The 20863-nt window shown below is 43.4% G+C and carries 22 protein-coding genes and 3 tRNA genes; 18 read left to right on the top strand and 7 right to left on the bottom strand.

Features of this window, described 5'->3' with window-relative positions:
* Positions 1-128: 128 nt before the first annotated feature.
* The 4 genes from FERRO_RS10665 (at position 129) to FERRO_RS06740 (ending at position 1500) form a co-directional block, all read left to right on the top strand.
* Positions 129-383 carry a Kiwa anti-phage protein KwaB-like domain-containing protein gene (locus FERRO_RS10665; RefSeq protein ID WP_082601230.1) on the top strand — a complete coding sequence of 85 codons (255 nt, stop codon included), beginning with the start codon at positions 129-131 and terminating at the stop codon, positions 381-383.
* A gap of 89 nt (positions 384-472) precedes the next feature.
* Complete coding sequence (locus FERRO_RS10315) at positions 473-643, top strand: hypothetical protein (protein ID WP_204374791.1); 171 nt, start codon at positions 473-475, stop codon at positions 641-643.
* 24 nt (positions 644-667) lie between these two features.
* Positions 668-928: a helix-turn-helix domain-containing protein gene (locus FERRO_RS10310; protein WP_204374790.1), complete on the top strand. Its 261-nt coding sequence runs from the start codon at positions 668-670 to the stop codon at positions 926-928.
* 71 nt (positions 929-999) lie between these two features.
* On the top strand, positions 1000-1500 hold the full coding sequence (locus tag FERRO_RS06740) for a PIN domain-containing protein (RefSeq protein ID WP_204374789.1): 501 nt from the start codon (positions 1000-1002) through the stop codon (positions 1498-1500).
* A gap of 83 nt (positions 1501-1583) precedes the next feature.
* Here FERRO_RS06740 and FERRO_RS06735 read toward each other — a convergent pair.
* From FERRO_RS06735 to FERRO_RS10520, 5 genes are all read right to left on the bottom strand, one after another.
* Positions 1584-1659, bottom strand: a tRNA-His gene (locus FERRO_RS06735).
* 9 nt (positions 1660-1668) lie between these two features.
* Positions 1669-1745 (bottom strand) — tRNA-Arg (locus FERRO_RS06730).
* A 25-nt stretch (positions 1746-1770) separates the two neighbouring features.
* Positions 1771-1847 (bottom strand) — tRNA-Pro (locus tag FERRO_RS06725).
* 140 nt (positions 1848-1987) lie between these two features.
* On the bottom strand, positions 1988-2605 hold the full coding sequence (gene lolA / locus FERRO_RS06720) for an outer membrane lipoprotein chaperone LolA (RefSeq protein WP_056930117.1): 618 nt from the start codon (positions 2603-2605) through the stop codon (positions 1988-1990).
* Positions 2605-4953 carry a DNA translocase FtsK gene (locus FERRO_RS10520; protein ID WP_056930628.1) on the bottom strand — a complete coding sequence of 783 codons (2349 nt, stop codon included), beginning with the start codon at positions 4951-4953 and terminating at the stop codon, positions 2605-2607. The genes lolA and FERRO_RS10520 overlap by 1 nt, the downstream gene beginning before the upstream one ends.
* A gap of 84 nt (positions 4954-5037) precedes the next feature.
* Here FERRO_RS10520 and trxB point away from each other — a divergent pair, with 84 nt between their 5' ends.
* The 13 genes from trxB to FERRO_RS06650 all read left to right on the top strand — a co-directional run bounded on the left by trxB (position 5038) and on the right by FERRO_RS06650 (position 18064).
* Entirely contained in the window at positions 5038-6000 is a 963-nt protein-coding gene (gene trxB, locus FERRO_RS06710) for a thioredoxin-disulfide reductase (protein ID WP_056930116.1), read from the top strand.
* On the top strand, positions 5997-7625 hold the full coding sequence (locus tag FERRO_RS06705; protein WP_056930115.1) for a glycosyltransferase family 39 protein: 1629 nt from the start codon (positions 5997-5999) through the stop codon (positions 7623-7625). Before trxB ends, FERRO_RS06705 begins: the two co-directional genes overlap by 4 nt.
* The gene (locus tag FERRO_RS06700; RefSeq protein ID WP_056930114.1) at positions 7622-7993 is read left to right on the top strand and encodes an SMR family transporter; all 372 of its coding nucleotides are present in this window, start codon (positions 7622-7624) and stop codon (positions 7991-7993) included. Before FERRO_RS06705 ends, FERRO_RS06700 begins: the two co-directional genes overlap by 4 nt.
* Complete coding sequence (locus tag FERRO_RS06695; protein ID WP_204374788.1) at positions 7980-9116, top strand: DegT/DnrJ/EryC1/StrS family aminotransferase; 1137 nt, start codon at positions 7980-7982, stop codon at positions 9114-9116. The genes FERRO_RS06700 and FERRO_RS06695 overlap by 14 nt, the downstream gene beginning before the upstream one ends.
* Positions 9117-9124: 8 nt before the next feature.
* Positions 9125-10087, top strand: a complete 963-nt coding sequence (locus FERRO_RS06690; RefSeq protein ID WP_056930113.1) for a glycosyltransferase — start codon at positions 9125-9127, stop codon at positions 10085-10087.
* 18 nt (positions 10088-10105) lie between these two features.
* Positions 10106-11020 carry a formyltransferase gene (locus FERRO_RS06685; RefSeq protein WP_056930112.1) on the top strand — a complete coding sequence of 305 codons (915 nt, stop codon included), beginning with the start codon at positions 10106-10108 and terminating at the stop codon, positions 11018-11020.
* Between the two features lie 59 nt (positions 11021-11079).
* Positions 11080-12123 (top strand): bifunctional UDP-4-keto-pentose/UDP-xylose synthase, encoded by a 1044-nt coding sequence (locus FERRO_RS06680; RefSeq protein WP_056930111.1) that lies wholly within the window; start codon positions 11080-11082, stop codon positions 12121-12123.
* Positions 12124-12125: 2 nt separating this feature from the next.
* Positions 12126-12632 carry a 5-(carboxyamino)imidazole ribonucleotide mutase gene (gene purE, locus FERRO_RS06675; RefSeq protein WP_056930110.1) on the top strand — a complete coding sequence of 169 codons (507 nt, stop codon included), beginning with the start codon at positions 12126-12128 and terminating at the stop codon, positions 12630-12632.
* A 2-nt stretch (positions 12633-12634) separates the two neighbouring features.
* Positions 12635-13762 (top strand): 5-(carboxyamino)imidazole ribonucleotide synthase, encoded by a 1128-nt coding sequence (locus FERRO_RS06670; protein ID WP_056930109.1) that lies wholly within the window; start codon positions 12635-12637, stop codon positions 13760-13762.
* 139 nt (positions 13763-13901) lie between these two features.
* A complete protein-coding gene (locus FERRO_RS06665; protein WP_056930108.1) occupies positions 13902-14549 on the top strand; it encodes a MotA/TolQ/ExbB proton channel family protein in 648 nt (215 codons plus the stop codon).
* Positions 14550-14562: 13 nt separating this feature from the next.
* A complete protein-coding gene (locus tag FERRO_RS06660) occupies positions 14563-14952 on the top strand; it encodes an ExbD/TolR family protein (protein WP_056930107.1) in 390 nt (129 codons plus the stop codon).
* Between the two features lie 5 nt (positions 14953-14957).
* Complete coding sequence (locus tag FERRO_RS06655; protein ID WP_056930106.1) at positions 14958-15611, top strand: energy transducer TonB; 654 nt, start codon at positions 14958-14960, stop codon at positions 15609-15611.
* A 245-nt stretch (positions 15612-15856) separates the two neighbouring features.
* Entirely contained in the window at positions 15857-18064 is a 2208-nt protein-coding gene (locus FERRO_RS06650) for a TonB-dependent receptor (protein WP_056930105.1), read from the top strand.
* A 69-nt stretch (positions 18065-18133) separates the two neighbouring features.
* Here the strand turns inward: FERRO_RS06650 and FERRO_RS06645 are convergent, their stop codons facing one another.
* Positions 18134-18472 carry a P-II family nitrogen regulator gene (locus tag FERRO_RS06645; RefSeq protein WP_056930626.1) on the bottom strand — a complete coding sequence of 113 codons (339 nt, stop codon included), beginning with the start codon at positions 18470-18472 and terminating at the stop codon, positions 18134-18136.
* Between the two features lie 168 nt (positions 18473-18640).
* Complete coding sequence (gene hemN, locus FERRO_RS06640; protein WP_152975724.1) at positions 18641-20017, bottom strand: oxygen-independent coproporphyrinogen III oxidase; 1377 nt, start codon at positions 20015-20017, stop codon at positions 18641-18643.
* 102 nt (positions 20018-20119) lie between these two features.
* Between hemN and FERRO_RS06635 the strand changes: the two genes are divergently transcribed.
* Positions 20120-20863 carry a metallophosphoesterase family protein gene (locus FERRO_RS06635; protein WP_056930104.1) on the top strand — a complete coding sequence of 248 codons (744 nt, stop codon included), beginning with the start codon at positions 20120-20122 and terminating at the stop codon, positions 20861-20863.

Raw genomic sequence — 20863 nt, 5'->3', positions numbered from 1 at the left:
TTAATGCCTTAATATTGGAGTGTAATAAAATACTTTCCTGACATTAATTTAGTCGTTGCGTAGGGATAATTCTTACAGAAGCTTAAAGAGTTCCCTCTGAAGCACCAGCTTACAGTAGCTGTAAAACCATCACAGGACCACTGTTTTATGAGCTAATTGTAAATAGTAAAGTTGCCCCCTTAAATGGGAAAGAGTCAAACATTCCCAACATTGACAGGAAAATTAGATTTAACCAAGCAGAAGATAAAATAGTTTTAGATTCAAAGGTTTCAAAAGATTTATTCATTAAATTATTAATGGATAATTTTTTAACTTCCGCCCTAACCAATTATCATGACGAAAGTGTTGCTAAAGATCGTTTAGATTTATATCTCGCTACTTAATAAAACTTATCCGTTTCGTTTATTTCTTTTATTTCGTTTAGTCAATTCATGTAAAGCATAAATCAAGCTTACTTTAGAGGTAATAAGAAATGAACGCGATGCACAATGCAGTACATTTACCCACAGTGCCAGAGATTGAAGCTGCTAAACAATCTAGCCGTATGTTGAGTAAATATGCAGATGCAGGCAGGGTGCAACTAACTTTACGCGCCAATAATGGCGTAGCTGATGATTTGGTGTTGCCAGGGAAAATTATGTAATTACTGTTAGATATTGTTTCAGAAATGGCAAAAGGCAATGCAATTAGCTTGGTTCCAATTCACGATGAACTCAGTACACAAGAAGCTACTAATTTGCTGAATGTTAGCTGCTCACATTTAGTGAGTTTGTTAGAAAAGGGCGAATTGCCTCACCGTAAAGTGGGTGCTCATCGCCGTGTATTAGTAAGTGATGTTCTGGCTTATAAAGAATCATTGCTAGTTAAGCGTAACACAGCATTAGATGAATTAACTGCGGCCTCGCAAGAGTTGGGTATGAGGGATTAAACAGAATGGCGCGTTTTGCTGTTTTGTTAGAGGCATGTGTACTGTACCCTGCCCCATAACACGACAGCTTAATGCGCTGTGCAAATCGTGATTTATTTAATGCTTACTGGACAGCTACGATACACGAAGAGTGGATAAACGCTTTAGTGCGCGCAGGCAGATATACTAGAGAGAAACTTGAGCATGTACGCAACTTGATGGACAGTCATGTACCCAATGCAAAAGTGGAAGGCTATGAATGTTTAATTGAAGGTTTAGCGTTACCTGATAAAGATGACAGGCAGGTGCTAGCTGCAGCTATAAAATGCAAGGCCGATGCGATTGTGACATTTAATCAAAAGGATTTTCCTACTAATTATTTGCTAACGTTTCAGATTGAAGTCATCCATCCAGATGACTTTATTTATTACCAGATAGATATGGCCCCTGCAATTTGTTGCAAAGCTTTTAAAGACCAACGTAGTGCTTTGAAAAATCCAGTAATGAACATGGATGAATTTTTAACTTGCTTACAAAAGCAGCAATTGCCACAAACTGTTTCGTTACTTAAGAATTATTCAGTGTTGATTTAGTTTTCAACTGGCGTTTGAAAGCGATTGAGTAGTTAATTGCTAGTAATTTTAAGTGCTTAGGACAACTAAAAAGAAAACAAGAATGGGGTGGCTGATGGGACTCGAACCCACGACAACCGGAATCACAATCCGGGACTCTACCAACTGAGCTACAGCCACCATTGAAATTGGCGTGCCCGACAGGAATCGAACCTGTAACCCCCAGCTTAGAAGGCTGGTGCTCTATCCGATTGAGCTACGGGCACCCATCAGGCAAACTACAAAAGACTTTGGTCGGGGTGGAGAGATTCGAACTCCCGACATCCTGGTCCCAAACCAGGCGCGCTACCAGGCTACGCTACACCCCGAATTCGATATTATGGTCTGTCATAGAATAAAAATCAATCTTTGCATTAATTTTTTTAAAGGACAAAGTCTCTATGATGATATTTTTTCCCATCATACTAAAAAATTTTGGCTCAGAAGAGAGTTTAATAGTTAATCAATACTATTCAATAACATCTGCCCCAGTTGGGGGACTAAAATGAAAATATCCTTCTTTAAAATGAGGTGCCTTGTTTAAAGAACCAAAATGGATAATCACAGTATGCTTGAAACTATCCACCAGCTCCATCACTACCAAAGATTGATCATCAAAGCCCATCTTAATCGACTGAAAGCCCGCTTCTTGAGTTTTAGGGGTTGCACTTACCCACTGTAAACCGTTGTCCTCAGGAGCTTCCATCAGGTTAAAACCCTTTTCAAGGGTGTTGTCTCCGGCTAGAAGAGCGGCAGGCGTTGACCCTAAGCTGCCACTTAGAGGTTTACGGGTCACCTGCTCAAGATCAGGATCCCAAATCCATAAATTTTTACCATCCCCAATTATGCTTTGCTGATAAGGCAGTTGGTAGTTCCAACGAAACAATCCTGGACGAGAAAACTCAAAAACTCCGGTGGAGGTTTTTCCAATCACCTGACCTTTTTCATTGACACTGGTTTGCGTAAAGCTGGCTCTCCCCTCTTTGGTATGTTGAATAAAATCATTTAACCGCGATAATCCGGTAGCTGAGACGTTTAAGGATACGCTCAACATTAATAGGGACACTAATAGTAGTATTTTCTTCATCACTGCTCTCTTCCAGGAACTAAAACTTCTCGATTACCATTGGTGGCCATGGTGGATACCAACCCTGCTTTCTCCATTTCCTCAATTAAACGAGCAGCCCGATTGTATCCAATCCGAAGATGTCGTTGCACTAAGGAGATAGAAGCACGTCTTGTTTCAATAACAATAGCCACCGCTTGATCGTAGAGGGGATCCTTTTCTGCTGAGCTGTCTACAGATGCGTTGCCAGAGGATCCCTCGGTATCGTTTAAACTTGCTTCACCCGTTAGAAGACCCTCAATATAATCTGGCTCACCTTGTTTTTTCAAAAAATCCACCACACGATGAACCTCATGATCGGCCACATAAGCTCCATGCACTCGCTGTGGATAACCCGCTCCCGTTGGTAAATACAACATATCCCCTTGTCCTAACAAAGACTCAGCGCCCATCTGATCTAAAATAGTTCTGGAATCCACACGGCTTGATACTTGAAAAGATACGCGTGTTGGAATATTGGCTTTAATTAATCCCGTTATCACATCAACGGAAGGACGCTGTGTGGCTACCACTAAATGTATGCCAGCGGCACGAGCTTTTTGAGCAATACGAGCGATCAGTTCCTCAACTTTTTTACCCACCACCATCATTAAATCTGCTAACTCATCAATCACCACTACAATGTTGGGTAAAGCAATCAGGGGTTCTGGCTCATCAGGAGTCAAGGAGAAGGGATGGGGAATCGATTCCCCCGCATTCTCAGCCTCCTCAATTTTTGTATTGTAGCCAGCCAAATTTCTAACCCCCAAGGCGGACATTAATTTATAACGCTTATCCATTTCCGCCACACACCATTGCAAGGCATGAGCCGCCTCTTTCATATCTACCACCACCGGTGCCAAGAGGTGAGGAATACCGTCATAGACAGATAACTCAAGCATTTTAGGATCCACTAAAATAAGTCGTATCTGTTGCGGTGTCGCTTTATAAAGCAAACTTAAAATCATGGCATTAATGGCCACGGACTTACCTGAGCCAGTCGTTCCTGCCACCAACAAATGGGGCATTTTAGCAAGATCCACCACCACCGGATTGCCGGCAATATCTTTCCCCATGGCTAGGGCTAATGGCGAGGGCATATCGCCATAGGCTTGCGAGCCTACAATTTCAGAGAGCCTGACGGTTTCGCGTTTAGGATTTGGAATCTCAAGACCCATATAGCTTTTACCAGGAATGGTTTCCACTACGCGAATATTACCCACCGATAATGCGCGACCAAGATCCTTAATTAAATTCACAATTTGACTACCCTTAACCCCTACTGCCGGTTCAATTTCATAGCGCGTAATAACAGGACCTGGGTAGGCGGCTAATACCCGCACTTCCACATTAAAATCCGCTAACTTACGCTCAATAAGCCGAGAGGTAAATTCCAAGGTTTCCTGTGAAATCATCTCCGCTGAGGTTTCAGCCATATCCAGTAAAGACAAGGGAGGTAGATCAGAGTCAGGCATATCCTGAAAAAGTGATACCTGTTTTTCCTTAACAGCACGTGCCGACTGAGGGATTTGCACCACGGGAGAAGCAATAATCAAGGGCTCTTGTTCTTTTAATTGGCGCCGGGCTTGCACTACAGTGGCTTCCCTAGCCACCTCGGCTCTACGCCCGACTCGTCTGTCTTGCCAAGTCTTTAGAGCCTGTATTGAACCTACCACCGTATCCTCCACCTTACCACCTAACCACTCCGATAATTTAATCCAAGAAATACCCGTAGTTAAAGACAAACCTGCTGCAAAAAACAGTAACAAGAGCATCAAAGCGCCGCTGATGCCAAGGGCGCCGGAGAGAACATCTGCTAACTCGCAACCAATAATACCGCCCGCTCCACTGCATGTGCCCGGCCCCGTTGGATTGAGCGGAAGACTAAAAGATCGGCCGGCAAAACGCATTGCTTCAATCGCAGAGGAAGAAAATAAAACAAAAACAAAACCAATTAAACTCGCCCAAAACCAGTGTTTATGTTCATAGCTCTCTTTGATGCCGAGTTGAACCTCCCGAGATTCAGCCATGAAATAATAGGCACGCCGTGCCATCAATAACAAACCAAAAACAAACCAAGCGGCAGAAAAACCATATAAATACAATAACAAATCAGACAGATACGCTCCAATTCGCCCCCCAGCATTGGCAATATCCTGTCCTGAAGACAACACCGACCAACCTGGGTCTGAGCGATGATAAGTGATCAAAATGAGAGCAAGATAGAGGGCAGACACTACAATAAGCCCCCACAGTGCCTCACGAATCAGCCTCATCAGTTTAACGGGCAGGGCGTTTGATTCAACAGAAATAGGCTTAGTCTTTGCCATATCACTCAAATTAGTTAGGTTAATACTCGCATTATATCTTGGGTAGGCAATGTTATAATCACCCTTTACTATTATGAGGACATTATGAGCCAACTCCAACATCATTCTCTCATTATTCTAGGTTCCGGCCCAGCGGGCTACACTGCGGCGGTGTATGCTGCACGAGCCAACTTAAACCCGGTCCTCATCACCGGGTTAAACCAAGGCGGTCAATTGATGACCACCACCGAGGTGGACAATTGGCCAGCTGATGTCAATGGCGTTATGGGTCCTGAACTAATGCAACGTTTTCAACATCATGCAGAGCGCTTTAATACAGAAATTATTTATGATCATATTAATCAAGCGGAGTTACTGCAAAAACCCTTCAGATTAACCGGTGATAATGGCCAATATACCTGTGATGCTTTAATTATAGCCACCGGTGCCTCGGCGCTCTATCTGGGTCTTGAATCAGAAAATACATTTATGGGCAAAGGGGTGTCAGGATGCGCCACCTGCGATGGTTTTTTCTACCGTAATGAAGATGTGGCTGTAGTGGGCGGGGGTAATACCGCTGTGGAAGAGGCCCTGTATCTTGCCAATATTGCTGGTAGCGTGACACTTATTCACCGCCGTGACAAATTACGAGCAGAGCCCATTATGATCGACCAACTCATGGATAAAGTGAAAGAGGGGAAAGTTAAGATCCTCTGGAACCATACTGTGGATGAAGTATTGGGCGACAAGGAAGGCGTCACGGGAGTGCGAGTTAAACATGCTATTGATCACACCACCCAAGACATTATCTTGCGTGGCGTTTTTATCGCCATTGGCCATCGTCCTAATACGGAATTATTTGTTAATCAACTGACCATGGAAAATGGCTATATCATTACTCATGCAGGACGAAACGGTGGCGCCACTCACACCAGTATCCCTGGAGTGTTTGCTGCTGGCGATGTGCAAGATTATGTTTATCGTCAAGCCATTACCAGTGCCGCCACAGGCTGTATGGCTGCATTAGATGCTCAGCGCTATCTTGAAACCCTGCATAGTGGTTCATGAGAGCAGTCCTTGTTCTCTTATTGTTAGTGACTGTCATTTGGGGAGCTGGACTGAGTTCACGCTCCTTGATGCGTCCTGATGAAGGACGCTACGCAGAAATCGCCAGAGAAATGGCCATAAGTCAGGACTGGACCAGCCCACGCCTAAATCATATTTTGTATTTTGAAAAACCTCCTCTGCAGTACTGGGCAAGTGCAGCTGCCATCAGAGCATTGGGGGTCAATAATTTTAGTCCTCGCCTATGGGGAGCACTGTGCGGTCTACTAGGTATTTTTTTAGTAGCTTTGACGGCGCATCGTCTGTGGGGTAGAAACGCCGCCCTCTCAAGCGCCGCTGTGTTATCTAGTTCCCTCTATTACGTGGCCCTAGGACACATTAACACCCTTGACATGGGCGTGAGCTTTTTTATCACGCTCGCTGTGTGTGCTTTCATATTAAGTATTCATGAAAATCAACGACGCTATATGTGGTTAGCTTGGATCGCTGCGGGCCTCGCTTTTCTCTCAAAAGGATTAATTGGCCTGGTGTTGCCAGGTCTTGGGCTCATTGCTACCACACTCATCACCCGACGTTTTCAGGTGTGGCGAAAAATTCAGCCGCTTCCCGGATTCATATTGTTTAGCCTCGTAACGCTTCCTTGGTTATGGGTGATTCAAAGAGCGCATCCCTCTTTCTTTCATTTCTTTTTTATTCATGAGCATTTACAGCGCTTTACTACCACGCTTCACCGGCGTGTGGAGCCGGTTTGGTATTTTCTACCTATTTTATTAGTGGGTTTTTTGCCCTGGACACTACTACTTTTTCGCTCACTCACAGAGGCTCTGTGCGCTCCCTTTAGGAGAGACTTTTCCGTTGAACGATTCTTAGCGGTATTTATTATAGTTGTGGTGGTATTTTTTAGTCTTTCAGACTCAAAACTGCCCTCCTATCTGTTACCAATATTTCCTGCTCTAGCGCTCATCACTGGGCGCTATATTGCGCAACGGCAAAGCCTTCCCCAATCAGCTCCTCTTACAGGATTAGCATGGGGGTCTTTTTTATTGTTTGCTGGAGCAGTATTACATTTCCCACACTGGGGAACAGTCATTGGCATTCATCCAGACCTCGATGCTGATATGGTTATCCCCTATCAACACTTCGGTGAATATTTAATGTTCGCCGGAGCACTCTGGCTGATGTATTTCGTCCTGCATCAACGCCTCACAAGACTCAACGGGCAATTAGTGGTGATGGGTTTGTGTGGTCTTGTTAGCACACAGATACTGTTAGTGGGCAGCCAAACACTCTCTCCCATTAGCTCCATGGAAGGGGTAGCTAATGAGTTACGTGTACCTCTTCATGAGGCTAGCCAAATATATAGCGTACAAACCTATGATCAAACCTTGGATTATTACTTACAGCGTACGGTGACTTTGGTGGATTTTAAAGATGAACTGGCAATGGGGCTAGAACTAGAGCCACAACGATCCATTGCCAGCCTAGAGGAATTCAAAAAAATATGGGATAAGGACAGAGGTGCCGTCGCCATAATGGAACCCAACACCTATCTTGAATTAGCCGCCAAAGGCTTTACAATGCGTCTTATCTACAAAGACTTCCGTCATGTTATAGTAGCGCGCATATGAATACCATTTCTTTTCTACTGATTTTAACAGGGGTGTTGCTCAATGCCACCGCTCAACTCTTACTCAAAGCTGGCACCAACGCAGTAGGCCATTTTGAGTTTAATGTAAACAACCTGTGGCCTGTTGGTTGGCGATTAGCCACAGAAATTCACATAATAGGTGGCTTAGGTTGTTATGTGGTCAGCGTAGTGGTATGGATTTTAGCTCTCTCAAGAGTGCCCGTATCCATAGCCTACCCCATGCTCTCCATCGGCTATGTGGTCAATGCCCTGATCGCAGCCCTGTGGCTTGGCGAGAGTATGTCACTCACTCGTGTGGCTGGCATTGTTATAATTATTCTGGGAGTTTTTCTAATTGCCCGCAGCTAATCGCCCTTATATTCCTTTTGCACGTCCTACCATTGATGAAGAGATGGTAGGGGCGGTCTCGGACACCTTACGCTCCCTTTGGATTACCACTGGCCCGCAAGTACAAGCCTTTGAGAAAGCCTTGTCGGTGATGCATAACGAGCGACCTGCCCGCGTCTTTACCTCAGCTACCGCCGCCATGGAAGTGGCATTACTCACCCTTGGCGTTGGCCCGGGTGATGAAGTGATTATGCCAGCACAGACTTTTTTCTCCTGTGCCAATGCCATCATGCATACCGGGGCAACACCTGTTTTTGTGGAGGTAGATCCCATCACGCGTAATATGGATTTATTGCAAGCCAGCAATGCAATTACTACGCGCACTAAGGTATTAATGCCCACCCATTTTGCTGGGCACCCCATGGATATGGAGGCTCTATACCAATTGGCACGAGAAAAAAATCTCAGAGTCATTGAGGATGCAGCCTTGGCCATTGGTAGTCGCTGGCAAAACCAGTTAATAGGGAGCTTGGGCGATATTGTTAGCTTCAGCTTTCATCCCAATAAAAACATCACCACCATTGAAGGAGGCGCTTTAATTTTCTCTTCTGAGGAGGAAGCCAAGCGCTCTGAAGCTTATCGTTTTCACGGTATTCAACGGCTCACCGATGGGACCCGTGATGTCACGGTGTTGGGTGGTAAATACAATCTCCCTGATGTCAACGCAAGGCTTGGTTTACTGCAGTTAGCACGCCTGAGTGAATTCATTGATAAGCGTCACGCTCTCGTTAACCGTTACTTTGAACGCCTGTCAGGTTCCTCGCTCATTCTGCCCTACAGAGGTGACCGGGGGCATAGTTGGAATTTCTTTGCCCCTTTGTTACCTCTAGATCAATTGAGCGTTGACAGAAAAACACTGATGAACAAATTACAAGAGATGGGGATCGGAACGGGTATTTCCTATGAGGCGATTCATTTAACGTCCCTCTACCGTCAACTGGGATATCGAGAGGGAGACTTTCCCCATGCTGAAACCATAGGTCAGAGTACACTCACCCTGCCCCTTTTCCCAACACTTCAGTTAGAAGAAGTTGATTATGTCTGTGATACATTATTACAACTACTTCATCACTTCAAACGATAATCCATAATATGAACGCCAAACAATTATCAGTGGTCATTCCTGTTTACAACGAAGAGGATGGGTTACAAGCGTTATTTGATCGCCTCTACCCGGCCTTAGATCAATTAAATCGTCCTTATGAGGTGATTTTTGTTAACGATGGTAGTCGTGATCGTTCAGCAGCGCTACTACGAGTACAGTTTGAACTTCGTCGTGATGTGACGCGGGTCATTCTACTGAATGGTAATTATGGGCAGCATATGGCCATCATGGCAGGTTTTGAATACTGCCGTGGGAAGGTAGTCATCACCCTTGATGCTGACCTACAAAATCCGCCCGAGGAAATGCAAAAGTTACTGGACGCCTATGATTTGGGGCATGATTATGTGGGAACTATTCGCGCTGTGCGCCAAGACAGCGCTTGGCGTCGGATTGCCTCACGCTTAATGAATCGTTTGCGGGAAAAAATGACTCGTATTCATATGACAGATCAAGGTTGCATGATGCGTGCCTATGATAAAAAAATCATTGAAGCCATCTCCTCTTGCCGTGAAATCAACACTTTTATTCCGGCTCTCGCCTATACTTTTTCTTCAAATCCCACTGAGGTAACTGTGGCCCATGAGGAGAGAGCGGCGGGAGAATCTAAATATTCCTTATACAGTTTGATTCGTCTCAACTTCGATCTGATTACAGGTTTTTCTGTAGTCCCTTTACAGTGGTTTTCATTAATGGGGATGGGGTTATCCATACTCTCCGCTTTATTTGTGGTTTATTTATTTATTCGACGTTTAGTCATCGGTCCTGAAGCTGAAGGGGTTTTCACTCTCTTTGCTATCACCTTCTTTCTGATCGGTATTTTATTGTTTGGTATTGGATTACTAGGTGAATACGTTGGCCGCATCTATCAGCAAGTGCGTGACCGTCCACGTTTTTTAGTTCAGGCAGTATTGGAATTTGATAGCGCTCAGGATTCTCACCCTTTCCCCTAACCCAAGGACTCACATAGCATGGTTAAAGCCGTTGTTTTTGCTTATCACAATATTGGCGTTAACGCTCTTAAGATTCTCTTAAAGCATCAGGTTGAAGTATCTTTAGTGCTCACCCATGAGAACAATCCTAAGGAGTATATTTGGTTTAACAGCGTGAAAGAATTGGCAGAAGAAAAAGGATTACCCGTTATCACACCAGAGAATCCCAATAGCCCCGAGGTGATCAAACAAATCAAACAGGCTAAGCCTGATTTTATTTTTTCATTCTATTACCGCCACATGTTAGGTGAAAAGATTTTACAATTGGCTAAGAAAGGTGCCTATAACCTACACGGTTCCCTTTTGCCCAAGTACCGCGGTCGCGTTCCCATTAACTGGGCCATTATTCATGGTGAGACGGAAACGGGAGCTACTTTACATGTGATGACTGAAAAACCTGATCAAGGGGCTATTGTCGCTCAACAGAAAGTTTCCATTGGCATTGACGATACCGCTAAAGAAGTATTTGACCGGGTCAATGATGCTGCCATGACGGCTCTTGATAACATCTTGCCCTCGTTACTTAAAGGTGAAGCACCCCATCACAAGCAACATCTCAAAAAAGGCAGTTATTTTGGTGGACGAAAACCAGAGGATGGACTAATTGATTGGGGCCAGAACAGTGTTGCCATTCACAATTTAGTACGTGCCTTAGCCCCTCCTTACCCTGGCGCCTTTACCTATGTTAATGGCCAAAAACTAAACCTGCTACGCACCTCTCTTAGCCACACTAACGATGCCATTGCTAAAACCGTGGGCGCTGACGGTAAGGCGCTTTATATTCTGGCTTTAGAACTTGATGGGCAACCACTCGATGCCGAGGAATTTAAAAAGCGCTTTCCTCAGGGGGTCCGGCCCGACTCAAACCCAATCCAAACCGATAAAAGTTCATGAATCTTTAATAAAGCCCGGTAAACCGGTATAATATATTTTTATAATTTTCGGTTGATGTCATGAAAAAGGTATTGATTCTCGGGGTAAACGGATTTATTGGTCATCACTTAAGCCAGCGTATTTTACATACTACTGACTGGGAAGTGTTTGGCATGGATATGCAAAGTGATCGTGTTAATGATTTAATTAATCATCCCCGTTTTCACTTCTTTGAGGGTGATATCACCATCAACAAAGAATGGATTGAATACCATGTTAAAAAGTGTGATGTGGTACTGCCGTTAGTAGCCATTGCAACTCCTGCTACTTATGTCCAGCAACCACTGCGTGTGTTTGAATTAGATTTTGAAGCGAATCTCCCCATTGTCAGAAGCTGTGTCAATTATAAAAAACGTATTCTCTTTCCTTCCACCTCTGAAGTTTATGGCATGTGTAAAGATGATGAGTTTGATCCCGACCACTCAGATTTAGTGTTAGGTCCCATTGAGAAACAACGCTGGATTTACTCGTGCAGTAAGCAACTCATGGATCGAGTTATTTGGGCCTACGGTATGCAGGAGGGTCTAGATTTTACTTTATTCAGACCCTTTAATTGGATTGGGGCAGGCTTAGACAGTATTCATACCGCGAAGGAGGGTAGCTCACGAGTTATCACTCAATTTTTTGGTCATATTGTTCGCGGTGAGAACATTAAGTTAGTGGACGGGGGAACACAAAAACGAGCCTTCACTTACATTGATGACGGCGTATCTGCTCTCATGAAAATGATTGAGAATAAAAACGGTGTAGCCAGCGGTAAAATTTATAATGTGGGTAACCCCGTTAATAACTATTCCGTTAAAGAGTTAGCTACCATGATGCTTCACCTTGCTATGGAGTATCCAGAATATAGAGATAGTGCAAAACAAGTGGAGTTGATAGATACCACTTCAGAAGCCTATTACGGTCGCGGTTATCAAGATGTACAAAACCGTGTTCCTAAAATCACTAATACGTGCAATGAACTTGAATGGAGCCCGCAGGTATCTATGAACGATGCCTTAAAGTTTATATTCGACTCATACCGTGACCAGGTAGGGGCTGCCAAGGGGTTGGTTGACTAGTTATGCCACAAGTCGCCCTCACTAAAGTACAGGTTGGCATTGTTATGGGTAGCCACTCTGACTGGGCGATCATGGAGCATGCCGCCTTAATCCTCCAGCGCTTCAAGGTTCCCTTTGAGACTAAGATTGTATCGGCACACAGAACCCCCGATATGATGTTTGACTATGCTAAAAGCGCTAGGGAGCGTGGTCTCATGTGTATCATTGCTGGCGCAGGCGGGGCGGCTCACCTGCCCGGCATGCTGGCTGCGATTACCACAGTGCCCGTCTTAGGGGTTCCCGTGCCCAGTAAATATCTCGCAGGTCAAGACTCACTACTCTCTATTGTCCAAATGCCCAAGGGGGTACCCGTGGCCACCTTTGCCATTGGTGAGGCAGGAGCCTGTAATGCCGGATTATTTGCTGTGAGCATACTGGCACAACATTCAGTGGAATTAACCCAACAATTAGAACACTATCGCCATGAGCTAGAAGAATCGGTTAAAGCCATGACTCTGCCTAATCACTAATCATGAATCATACTGTAGGACTTTTAGGTGGCGGACAGCTTGGGCGAATGTTTTGTACCGTAGCTCGGCGCATGGGCTATGATGTCATCGTTGTGGATCCTGATCCCGCAGCGCCTGCTAAGCATTTTGCCAATGAACACCTCTGCCTCCCCTATGAGGATCCGCGGGTATTAGATACTCTGTTGAATCGCTGCATAGCGGTGACCACCGAGTTTGAAAATGTTCCAGCTACTTTACTTGCGGCCTTAGAGGAAAAGCTTACTGTCAGTCCACCCTCTCAGGCGGTGGCTACTGCGCAAAATCGTATTTTTGAAAAGCAGTTTTTTAAACAACATGGTTTTCCAGTGGGACATTTTGTGGTGTTAAATAATGCGGAGGAATTAGACCGTAAGCAAAAAGAGATTCGCTATCCTGCTATCATTAAAACCACTCGTTTTGGCTATGACGGTAAAGGGCAAGTACGAGTTGGCAGTGAACAGGATTTGTTAACAACCCTCAAGACGCAAAGGGATTTATTCCCGGTAATAGTGGAAGAGCAAATTTCTTTACGCCTTGAGATTTCAGTTATTTTAGGACGTAACATCGAAGGGCAGATTAATGTTTGGCCTATTGCTGAGAACAAACATCGCCACGGTATTTTAGATGTCACCATAGCTCCCGCGAGAATTGGAGACGAGTTGGCTCAACGGGCACGTAAAATCGCCTGTGATATTGCAGAGAAACTCAATTATGTAGGGGTCCTCGCTGTGGAGTTTTTTGTGACCGGTATTGATACCCTATTAGTTAACGAAATGGCCCCTCGTCCTCATAATAGCGCTCACTTTACCTTAAATGCCTGTGTCACTGACCAATTTGAACAGCAGTTACGTATTTTATGCCATCTCCCCATGGGCTCCACTGAAGCCTTAACTCCTGCCGTGATGCTGAACATTTTAGGTGACGTGTGGGAGCATGGTGTCCCACAATGGGAAAAGGTATTAAAAGAATCCACCGCAAGTCTACATTTATATGGTAAGAAGGAGCCCAGAAAGGGCCGCAAAATGGGTCACATAACGGTTCTAGGACATAGTGCCAGTGACGCCCTGAGAAAAGTAGAAACCATCAAAAAAACACTCCAAATTCCCGAATAAACTGCTTGAATCTGGTTAAACCCCTAAGAAACTCCACTACTTCATCGATTTGATTACAAGCCCTTTTAGTTTTCAAAGCATGTCATAGAGTTGTCACAAATGTCATACATAATTTGTATTTTATAATGAGTAACAAAATATGTCTTTTAATCATATTCTTGACTTAGCTAACGATTCAGGTGGTACTTTATATTTAATGGTAATATTATTTACCCTTGCATTAACCATTATAATCGAAAGAAGCCGTCATTTATCGAACATGATGGAGGCCGGGGATCAATTACTCAAGCTTGTAAAAACAAAAAAAAATCTAAATCCACAGGTTTTTACAGAGTTTTTAGAAAAACATCCAAAACTCCCTCATTTAAATTTAGTTCATGCCGCCAACGATCTTCCCGGCAACTTAAAACACGACCGTGAATCCTTGGATAGCGTTTTAGAGGAAGCTCTGATGCATGAAGTGCCTCAATTAGATCGTTCATTGTGGATGCTAGATACGGTTATTACCTTGGCTCCCCTACTGGGGCTTTTTGGCACCATCCTTGGTATGTTTAATGCCTTTAGTGTTTTAGGACAGGGGCAAAGTGGCGCTTTACAAATCACCTCTGGAATTGCTGAAGCATTGCTGGCAACCGCCTCAGGCCTCGTAGTGGCCATGGTTGGTTTGATCTTTTTTAATGGATTAAATACGCGCGTTCGCTTGGTGATTCACCAACTAGAAACGTTAAAAATTATTATCCTTAATCAAGGTAATATTAAAATTCAACATAATTTAAAAGCACTCTAGGAATTTCTGATCTATGCGATATTTGTCTGAGAAAAAAGCACGTATTGAGATCATTCCGATGATTGATATTATGCTATTCCTGCTGGTCTTTTTTGCCATGCTCATGTTAAAAATGATTCCTACCACAGGTCAGGTCACTAAACTGCCCACCAGTAGTACTGCTCAAGAATTACCGAGTCCTAAGCTGTTGGTAGAACTCAAGCAAGATGGCGCTATCTGGGTTGAACAACAGCAACTATCACTACCCCAACTCACTGAAAAGTTAAAAAAAATGGGAGACAAAACAGCGGTGACCATATCAGGTGACAAAGAAGCCGATTTACAGGTAGTCATGAAAGTACTCGATGCCATAAAACTCTCTGGCGTTACACAAGTGGCCATTGCTGCTAAAACACAAAACTAATCGTTATGGCTCATACCTTAAAACATGATACTCGCTATGGCCAGTCATTTACCTTAGCAGTGATGATTGAACTGGCTGTTTTTTCGGTTTTTTTAATCTATTACTTTTTTTTTAGTCAACCCCAGGTCAAAGTACACAGCCAACCTGTCACTTTAACTTTAAAACAAATTGATACTCCCGTTCCGCCAAAACCCAAACCTACCCCTCCTAAACCTATACACAAAGTAATTTCTCCACCTGTTCATAAAATTGTTTTACCTAAACCAATTACCCCTCCCGTGCCCGTTAAGAATGTAGCTGACGCCTTTTCTCAACACGTGAGTCCTCCCCCACCTCCCGTGGAGCAATCTGCGGTCGATCAATCATTGAAAGATAAACTTCTTTCAGCCTATATAGAAAAACTGCGTCAAGCTATTCAAGCGGCCTTGATTTATCCAGTTGCGGCTAAACAAATGGGCATTACAGGAAGAGTACGTGTTCAGTTTGAACTAAACGCAGGCCAAACTCCTACACAGGTCACAATACTGGATTCAAGCGGTACGGGAATGTTTGACCGTTACGCAGTAAAAGCTGTTAACGAGGCTAACTACCCTAGCCCACCCACAGAACTTAAAGCATCCAATGGTAGTTATCAAATTTGGGTAGAATTTAAAAATTAATTTGTCCTAATCATTGCAAGATGTTGAGGGTCCCTCTTCACTTTCATAGATCTCGCTGAGACCACTCACTCTCTTCACCTTTTGAATAAGCACTTAACAACAACTGCATTATCCCCACCTATTCTAAATCTTTAAATGGTTTTATCCCTTACATTAATTAAAAAATATTTAACAAATCTTAAACCAATCTTAAATATAGTTACTATAAATTACCAATTATTATAAAAATCAACAAAGGGATACAAATGAAAAAATTATATTTTAAAAAGAAGATATTATACGTGTTGGTTTTGTCTACTTTTAGTCATGTTGTTTACTCAGCTGACACCGTTGATCTAGGTACTGTTGGCTCAAATTCTAACAACACTGATAACACACCGAACAGCGCCAGCTATGAAGCGCCAACCCAAGCACCCATTGATGCCACAGAACCCAAATCAGTGATTAACCGTCATTACATTCAGAATAATGCGGCGCCTGGTGCCAACTATGATGACATCATTTCTATTGCTCCCAGTGTGACAAACATTGCTCCCAATGGACCGGGTGGAATGGAAAACCAAGGGTTTTCAATTCGTGGTTTTCAAGATGGCCAGATTAATTTGACCTTTGATGGCATACCTTGGGGTGACTCGAATGATTTCACTCATCACACCACCTCTTATTTCATGAATCAAGATATTGGTAACATAACAGTTGATCGTGGGCCTGGTGATGCTACCAATGTGGGCTATGCAACCTTTGGTGGTACTATTGCCGTTGAATCAAAAGATCCTTTGAGTAAAACAGAAACTGATCTGTACGGGACGAGAGGTAGTTGGAATACCACTCTTTTAGGCGGAGAATTCGACACTGGAAACCTTAAAGAATATGGCGATGGCAAAGGTTTCATCGATTACAAAAGTTTCTACACCGATGGCTATATGACGGGTAACTCTCAGAGAAGACAAAATATCTTTGGTAAGTTTGAAAGAGCCATTAATGACAATACTTCCATTACTTTTGTTGCCATGTACAACAAAATCATGCAGCACCCTTCCTACGGTGCAACCTTGGCACAAATGGCACAGTATGGCGCTAATTTTAGTTTGGATTATGGTAATGACCAAGCTAATCAAGCCTTAAACACCGATCATATTTCCACCGACTTTGAATATATTGGCATTAAGTCACACCAAGGATCTTGGTTCATTGATAATAAACTCTACACCTATGGTTACTATCATGATGGGTTGTATACCTTCGATCAAGTGGCCACAGCCAATACCCCAGGAGGAGCTTTTTCAGGGGGAACAACCATAGCCGGCCCAACTCCTGGAACCTTTGTTAACTATCCAAATAACATTCCAGGTACGCCCATTTTTAATAACTACCGGGCTGTGGGAGATATCTTAAGGTTAACCAAAAGCTTTGGTAGAGATGAGTTAAATACTGGTCTGTGGGTTGTGACACAAAATAACCAAGATGCCCATTGGAACAGTGACTTAACCCTAAATGGTGCTTACAACTACAGTGCTACCACCGGTAACGGAACCGGGAGTAGCCCATTTGGTCTGATTGCCAATAATAATTTCACTACCGTTCAGCCCTATTTGCAATACAAGTGGCATCCTATAGACGGTCTTACTGTAACTCCTGGTGCAAAATATGATTCATTCACTCGCAGTATTGATGCCAGCGCAACAGAAGCCAATGCTTTGTCTCATACCTGGAGTAAATTATTGCCCTCTCTAGATGCCAATTATTTAATTAATAAACATCTGTCCGTTTACGCTCAATACGCTGAAGGATTTTTAGCGCCCAACTTAAATGTTACTTATAAACCAGGTATTAATTTGGGCTCAGTGAATCCAGAGAGTACCAAGAACTTTCAAGTTGGTACGGTGTGGAAATCCAATCAATTCACTTTAGGGGCAGACGTCTATCGTGTAAATTTCACCAATTTACAAAAGTATGTACCTAACGGAAATTTTAGTTACTATGTGACTGTGGATGGGGCGACCTATGACGGGGTAGAGCTTGAAGGAACCTATGTTCTGGGCGAGGGCGTGAGTCTCTATGGAAACTATGCCAAAAATAACTATTCCACCAGTGATGGCAGTGTCTTACAAACAGCTCCAGATAGTACCGCAGCAGCCGGTTTGATTTATGAACATAAAGGTCTCTACGCGTCACTTATTTCTAAATATACTGGTAAGTATTACTCAGGTGTGGATGCTAACGGAAACAACTTAGGTTTTGGTGGTTATACCATTACGAACTTTAACGTAAACTATAAGTTACCAACCTCCTATGGGTTAGGTAAAAATACTAAAATTGGCATGCAAGTTTATAATTTGTTTAATTACAATAATTTGATTGCTTCTGTTTATAACACACCCAGCAATGGGGATCCGGCATACTTTACTCAGCCTGACAGAGCTGTCTATTTTAATGTCAATTTTGGTCTGTAATCCAATATCCTGTCGGCAAATAAAAAACCCAGGGAAGCAATTCCCTGGGTTTTTTATTTTTAGCAGTAACTAAACAGCTTCTTCGTTAGTCTCTCCGGTACGAATACGAACTACGTGACTGACCTCAGTCACAAAGATTTTTCCATCGCCAATCTTGCCAGTTCTTGCAGCACGAACAATGGCATCAATAGCGTTTTGTTCCATATCTTGGATGACCACCACTTCGATTTTCACCTTCGGTAGAAAATCAACCACATATTCAGCGCCCCGATAGAGCTCAGTGTGTCCTTTTTGACGACCAAAGCCCTTGACTTCAGTGACCGTTAACCCTGAAATACCGATCTCTGAAAGTGCCTCACGAACTTCATCTAACTTAAAAGGTTTAACAACTGCTGTAATTAATTTCATAGCATCCTCTGCAATCCGTTCACGCACACAATAACTTATTAGTTATCCATGAATAATAATAACATTAATTGATTGAGTCGCCACCGATGTCTTTGGTTTAAACTGCAAAGCACAAAAATTGCCCGGCATTCACCGGGCAAAAGGGGGTACTTACTTCACGAAGAGACACTACAACACTTTAGAAAATCGCTGATGGTCGGTTTGTTGCCACACATAGTAATCAAATACCATCGCAATGGGACGAATGAGAAACCAACCCTGGTCATTCACTTCAATTCTGTCTGCATTAATCTTTAACAATCCTGCACGTTCAAAATCTGCCAGACGTAACAGTTCATTGGTAAAATATTTATCAAAGTTAACGGAAAACTCTTCCTCTATCTCCTGTATCTTCACCTCACCCTGACACATGAGCGCCATAATAATACGACGCCTAAGCTGATCATCAACCGTCAACTCTAAACCTTTTTCAGTGGGAAGACTTCCTGCCGCCACCAGAGAAGAATACTGATCGTAGCTTTTAGCATTTTGACTATAGCAGTGACCCACTTCACTGATAGCCGATACGCCAAATCCAATTAGGTCGCAATCCTTCAAAGTGTGATAACCCTGAAAATTGCGATGTAAGCGCCCTTCTTTTTTGACGCGGGCTAATTCATCATGGGCCAGAGCAAAATGGTCCATACCAATATACTCGTAGCCCTGAGCCATAAAATAGTTAACTGCGCTCTCAAGCATCGCACATTTTTGCTCCGCATCAGGTAAGTCTTCTGTATTAATGCGCCGCTGAGGTTTAAAACGTTCTGGCAAGTGAGCATAACCGTACAGGGCGATTCGCTCGGGCCTTAATACTGCCACCTGACTCAAGGTTCGCTTAAAGGTGTCGGGTGTTTGTTTGGGTAAGCCATAAATCAAATCCATATTAATGGAATCAAATTCACTGTCGCGGGCTGCTCTCAGTAAAGATTGTACTGACTCATAGGATTGAATACGATGAATAGCAAGCTGCACCTGTGGATCAAAATCCTGAATCCCTAAACTCAAACGATTGAAGCCTAATTGTTTTAAGTGTTGAAGACGCTCACTATTCACTGTCCGAGGGTCGATCTCAATGGATTTTTCGCAGTGTTCTAGCCATGTAAAACGATAGTTAAGATGAGAAATTAATTCATCCAATTGCTCATCCGATAAAAAGGTTGGAGACCCTCCCCCTAAATGTAGTTGCGCCACCTCAATATCTTTTGGTCCGCCATGATCCAGTAGCGCCACAACCTGATCAATTTCTTTAAAAAGGGTTTGTAAATAAGCCACAGCCATACCATGGTTTTTAGTCACTAATTTATTGCAACCACAGTAATAACAAATGGATTCACAAAAGGGAATATGAATATAAATGGATAGGGCACGAGGGTTATTGCGTCGTACTTCAATCCCCTTCAGTAAAGCCTGTGCCTTGGGATCGTTATAAAAGCGATCCGCGGTTGGGTAGGAAGTATAGCGAGGTCCTGGTATATCAAATTGACGAATAAGACTTGTGGGGATCATGGTGATCACTTTAATGAATGGTTAAATCCATTATGAATAATCCATCAGAAAAAACGTTGATATGGATCAAACTTTTAGAGGACAGGTTACAATAGTTTCATTATGACAAAACTCGCTCTCTTTTCTGATATCCATGCCAACCTTGAAGCCTTTCAAGCTTGTGAAGAGCATGCTATGGGCGAGGGGGTCGATCAATTTGCTGTCTTAGGGGATCATGTGGGTTATGGCCCAGATCCAGAACGAATTCTTGATCGCTTAATAGATTATCAAGAGAAAGGACATATTGTGTTGCTTGGCAATCATGATGAAGCCTGTCTCACGGGTCCTCGGAGAATGAGTCATCACGCTAAGGATGCTATTTTATGGACTATTCCTAGGTTGCAACCTGAACACTTAGCCTTCATTGCCTCCCTCCCCTACACCCATGAGAAGGCCCCCCTACTACTCACCCATGCCACTGCTCACGAACCCCATCTCTGGCATTATTTAAATACTGAAGATGAACTACGGCTTAATTTTATTGCCTCCTCGCAGCCTATTACTCTGGCTGGCCATGTTCATCATCAAATGCTCTATTTTGAGGATACACGAAATACCATTCAATCCTTTGTACCGACTCCTGGACAAGCGATTCCTCTGTCCACCAGGCGTCATTGGGCAGCCACTATCGGCTCCTTGGGTCAACCCAGGGACGGCAATAATGCCTCTCAATATGCCATCTATGATGATGAGCGCCATACTCTTACCTTTCATCGTGTCCCCTATGATGTGGAACGTACCCTATATAAAATTTATCATCGTGGACTGCCAGCGTTCCTAGCAGAGCGCCTCGCTAGAGGACAATAG

Source organism: Ferrovum sp. JA12, from assembly GCF_001431705.1.
Classification (GTDB): domain Bacteria; phylum Pseudomonadota; class Gammaproteobacteria; order Burkholderiales; family Ferrovaceae; genus PN-J185.
The sequence above is the reverse complement of the archived record's forward strand: the minus strand, read 5'-3'. Positions and strand labels throughout refer to the sequence as shown.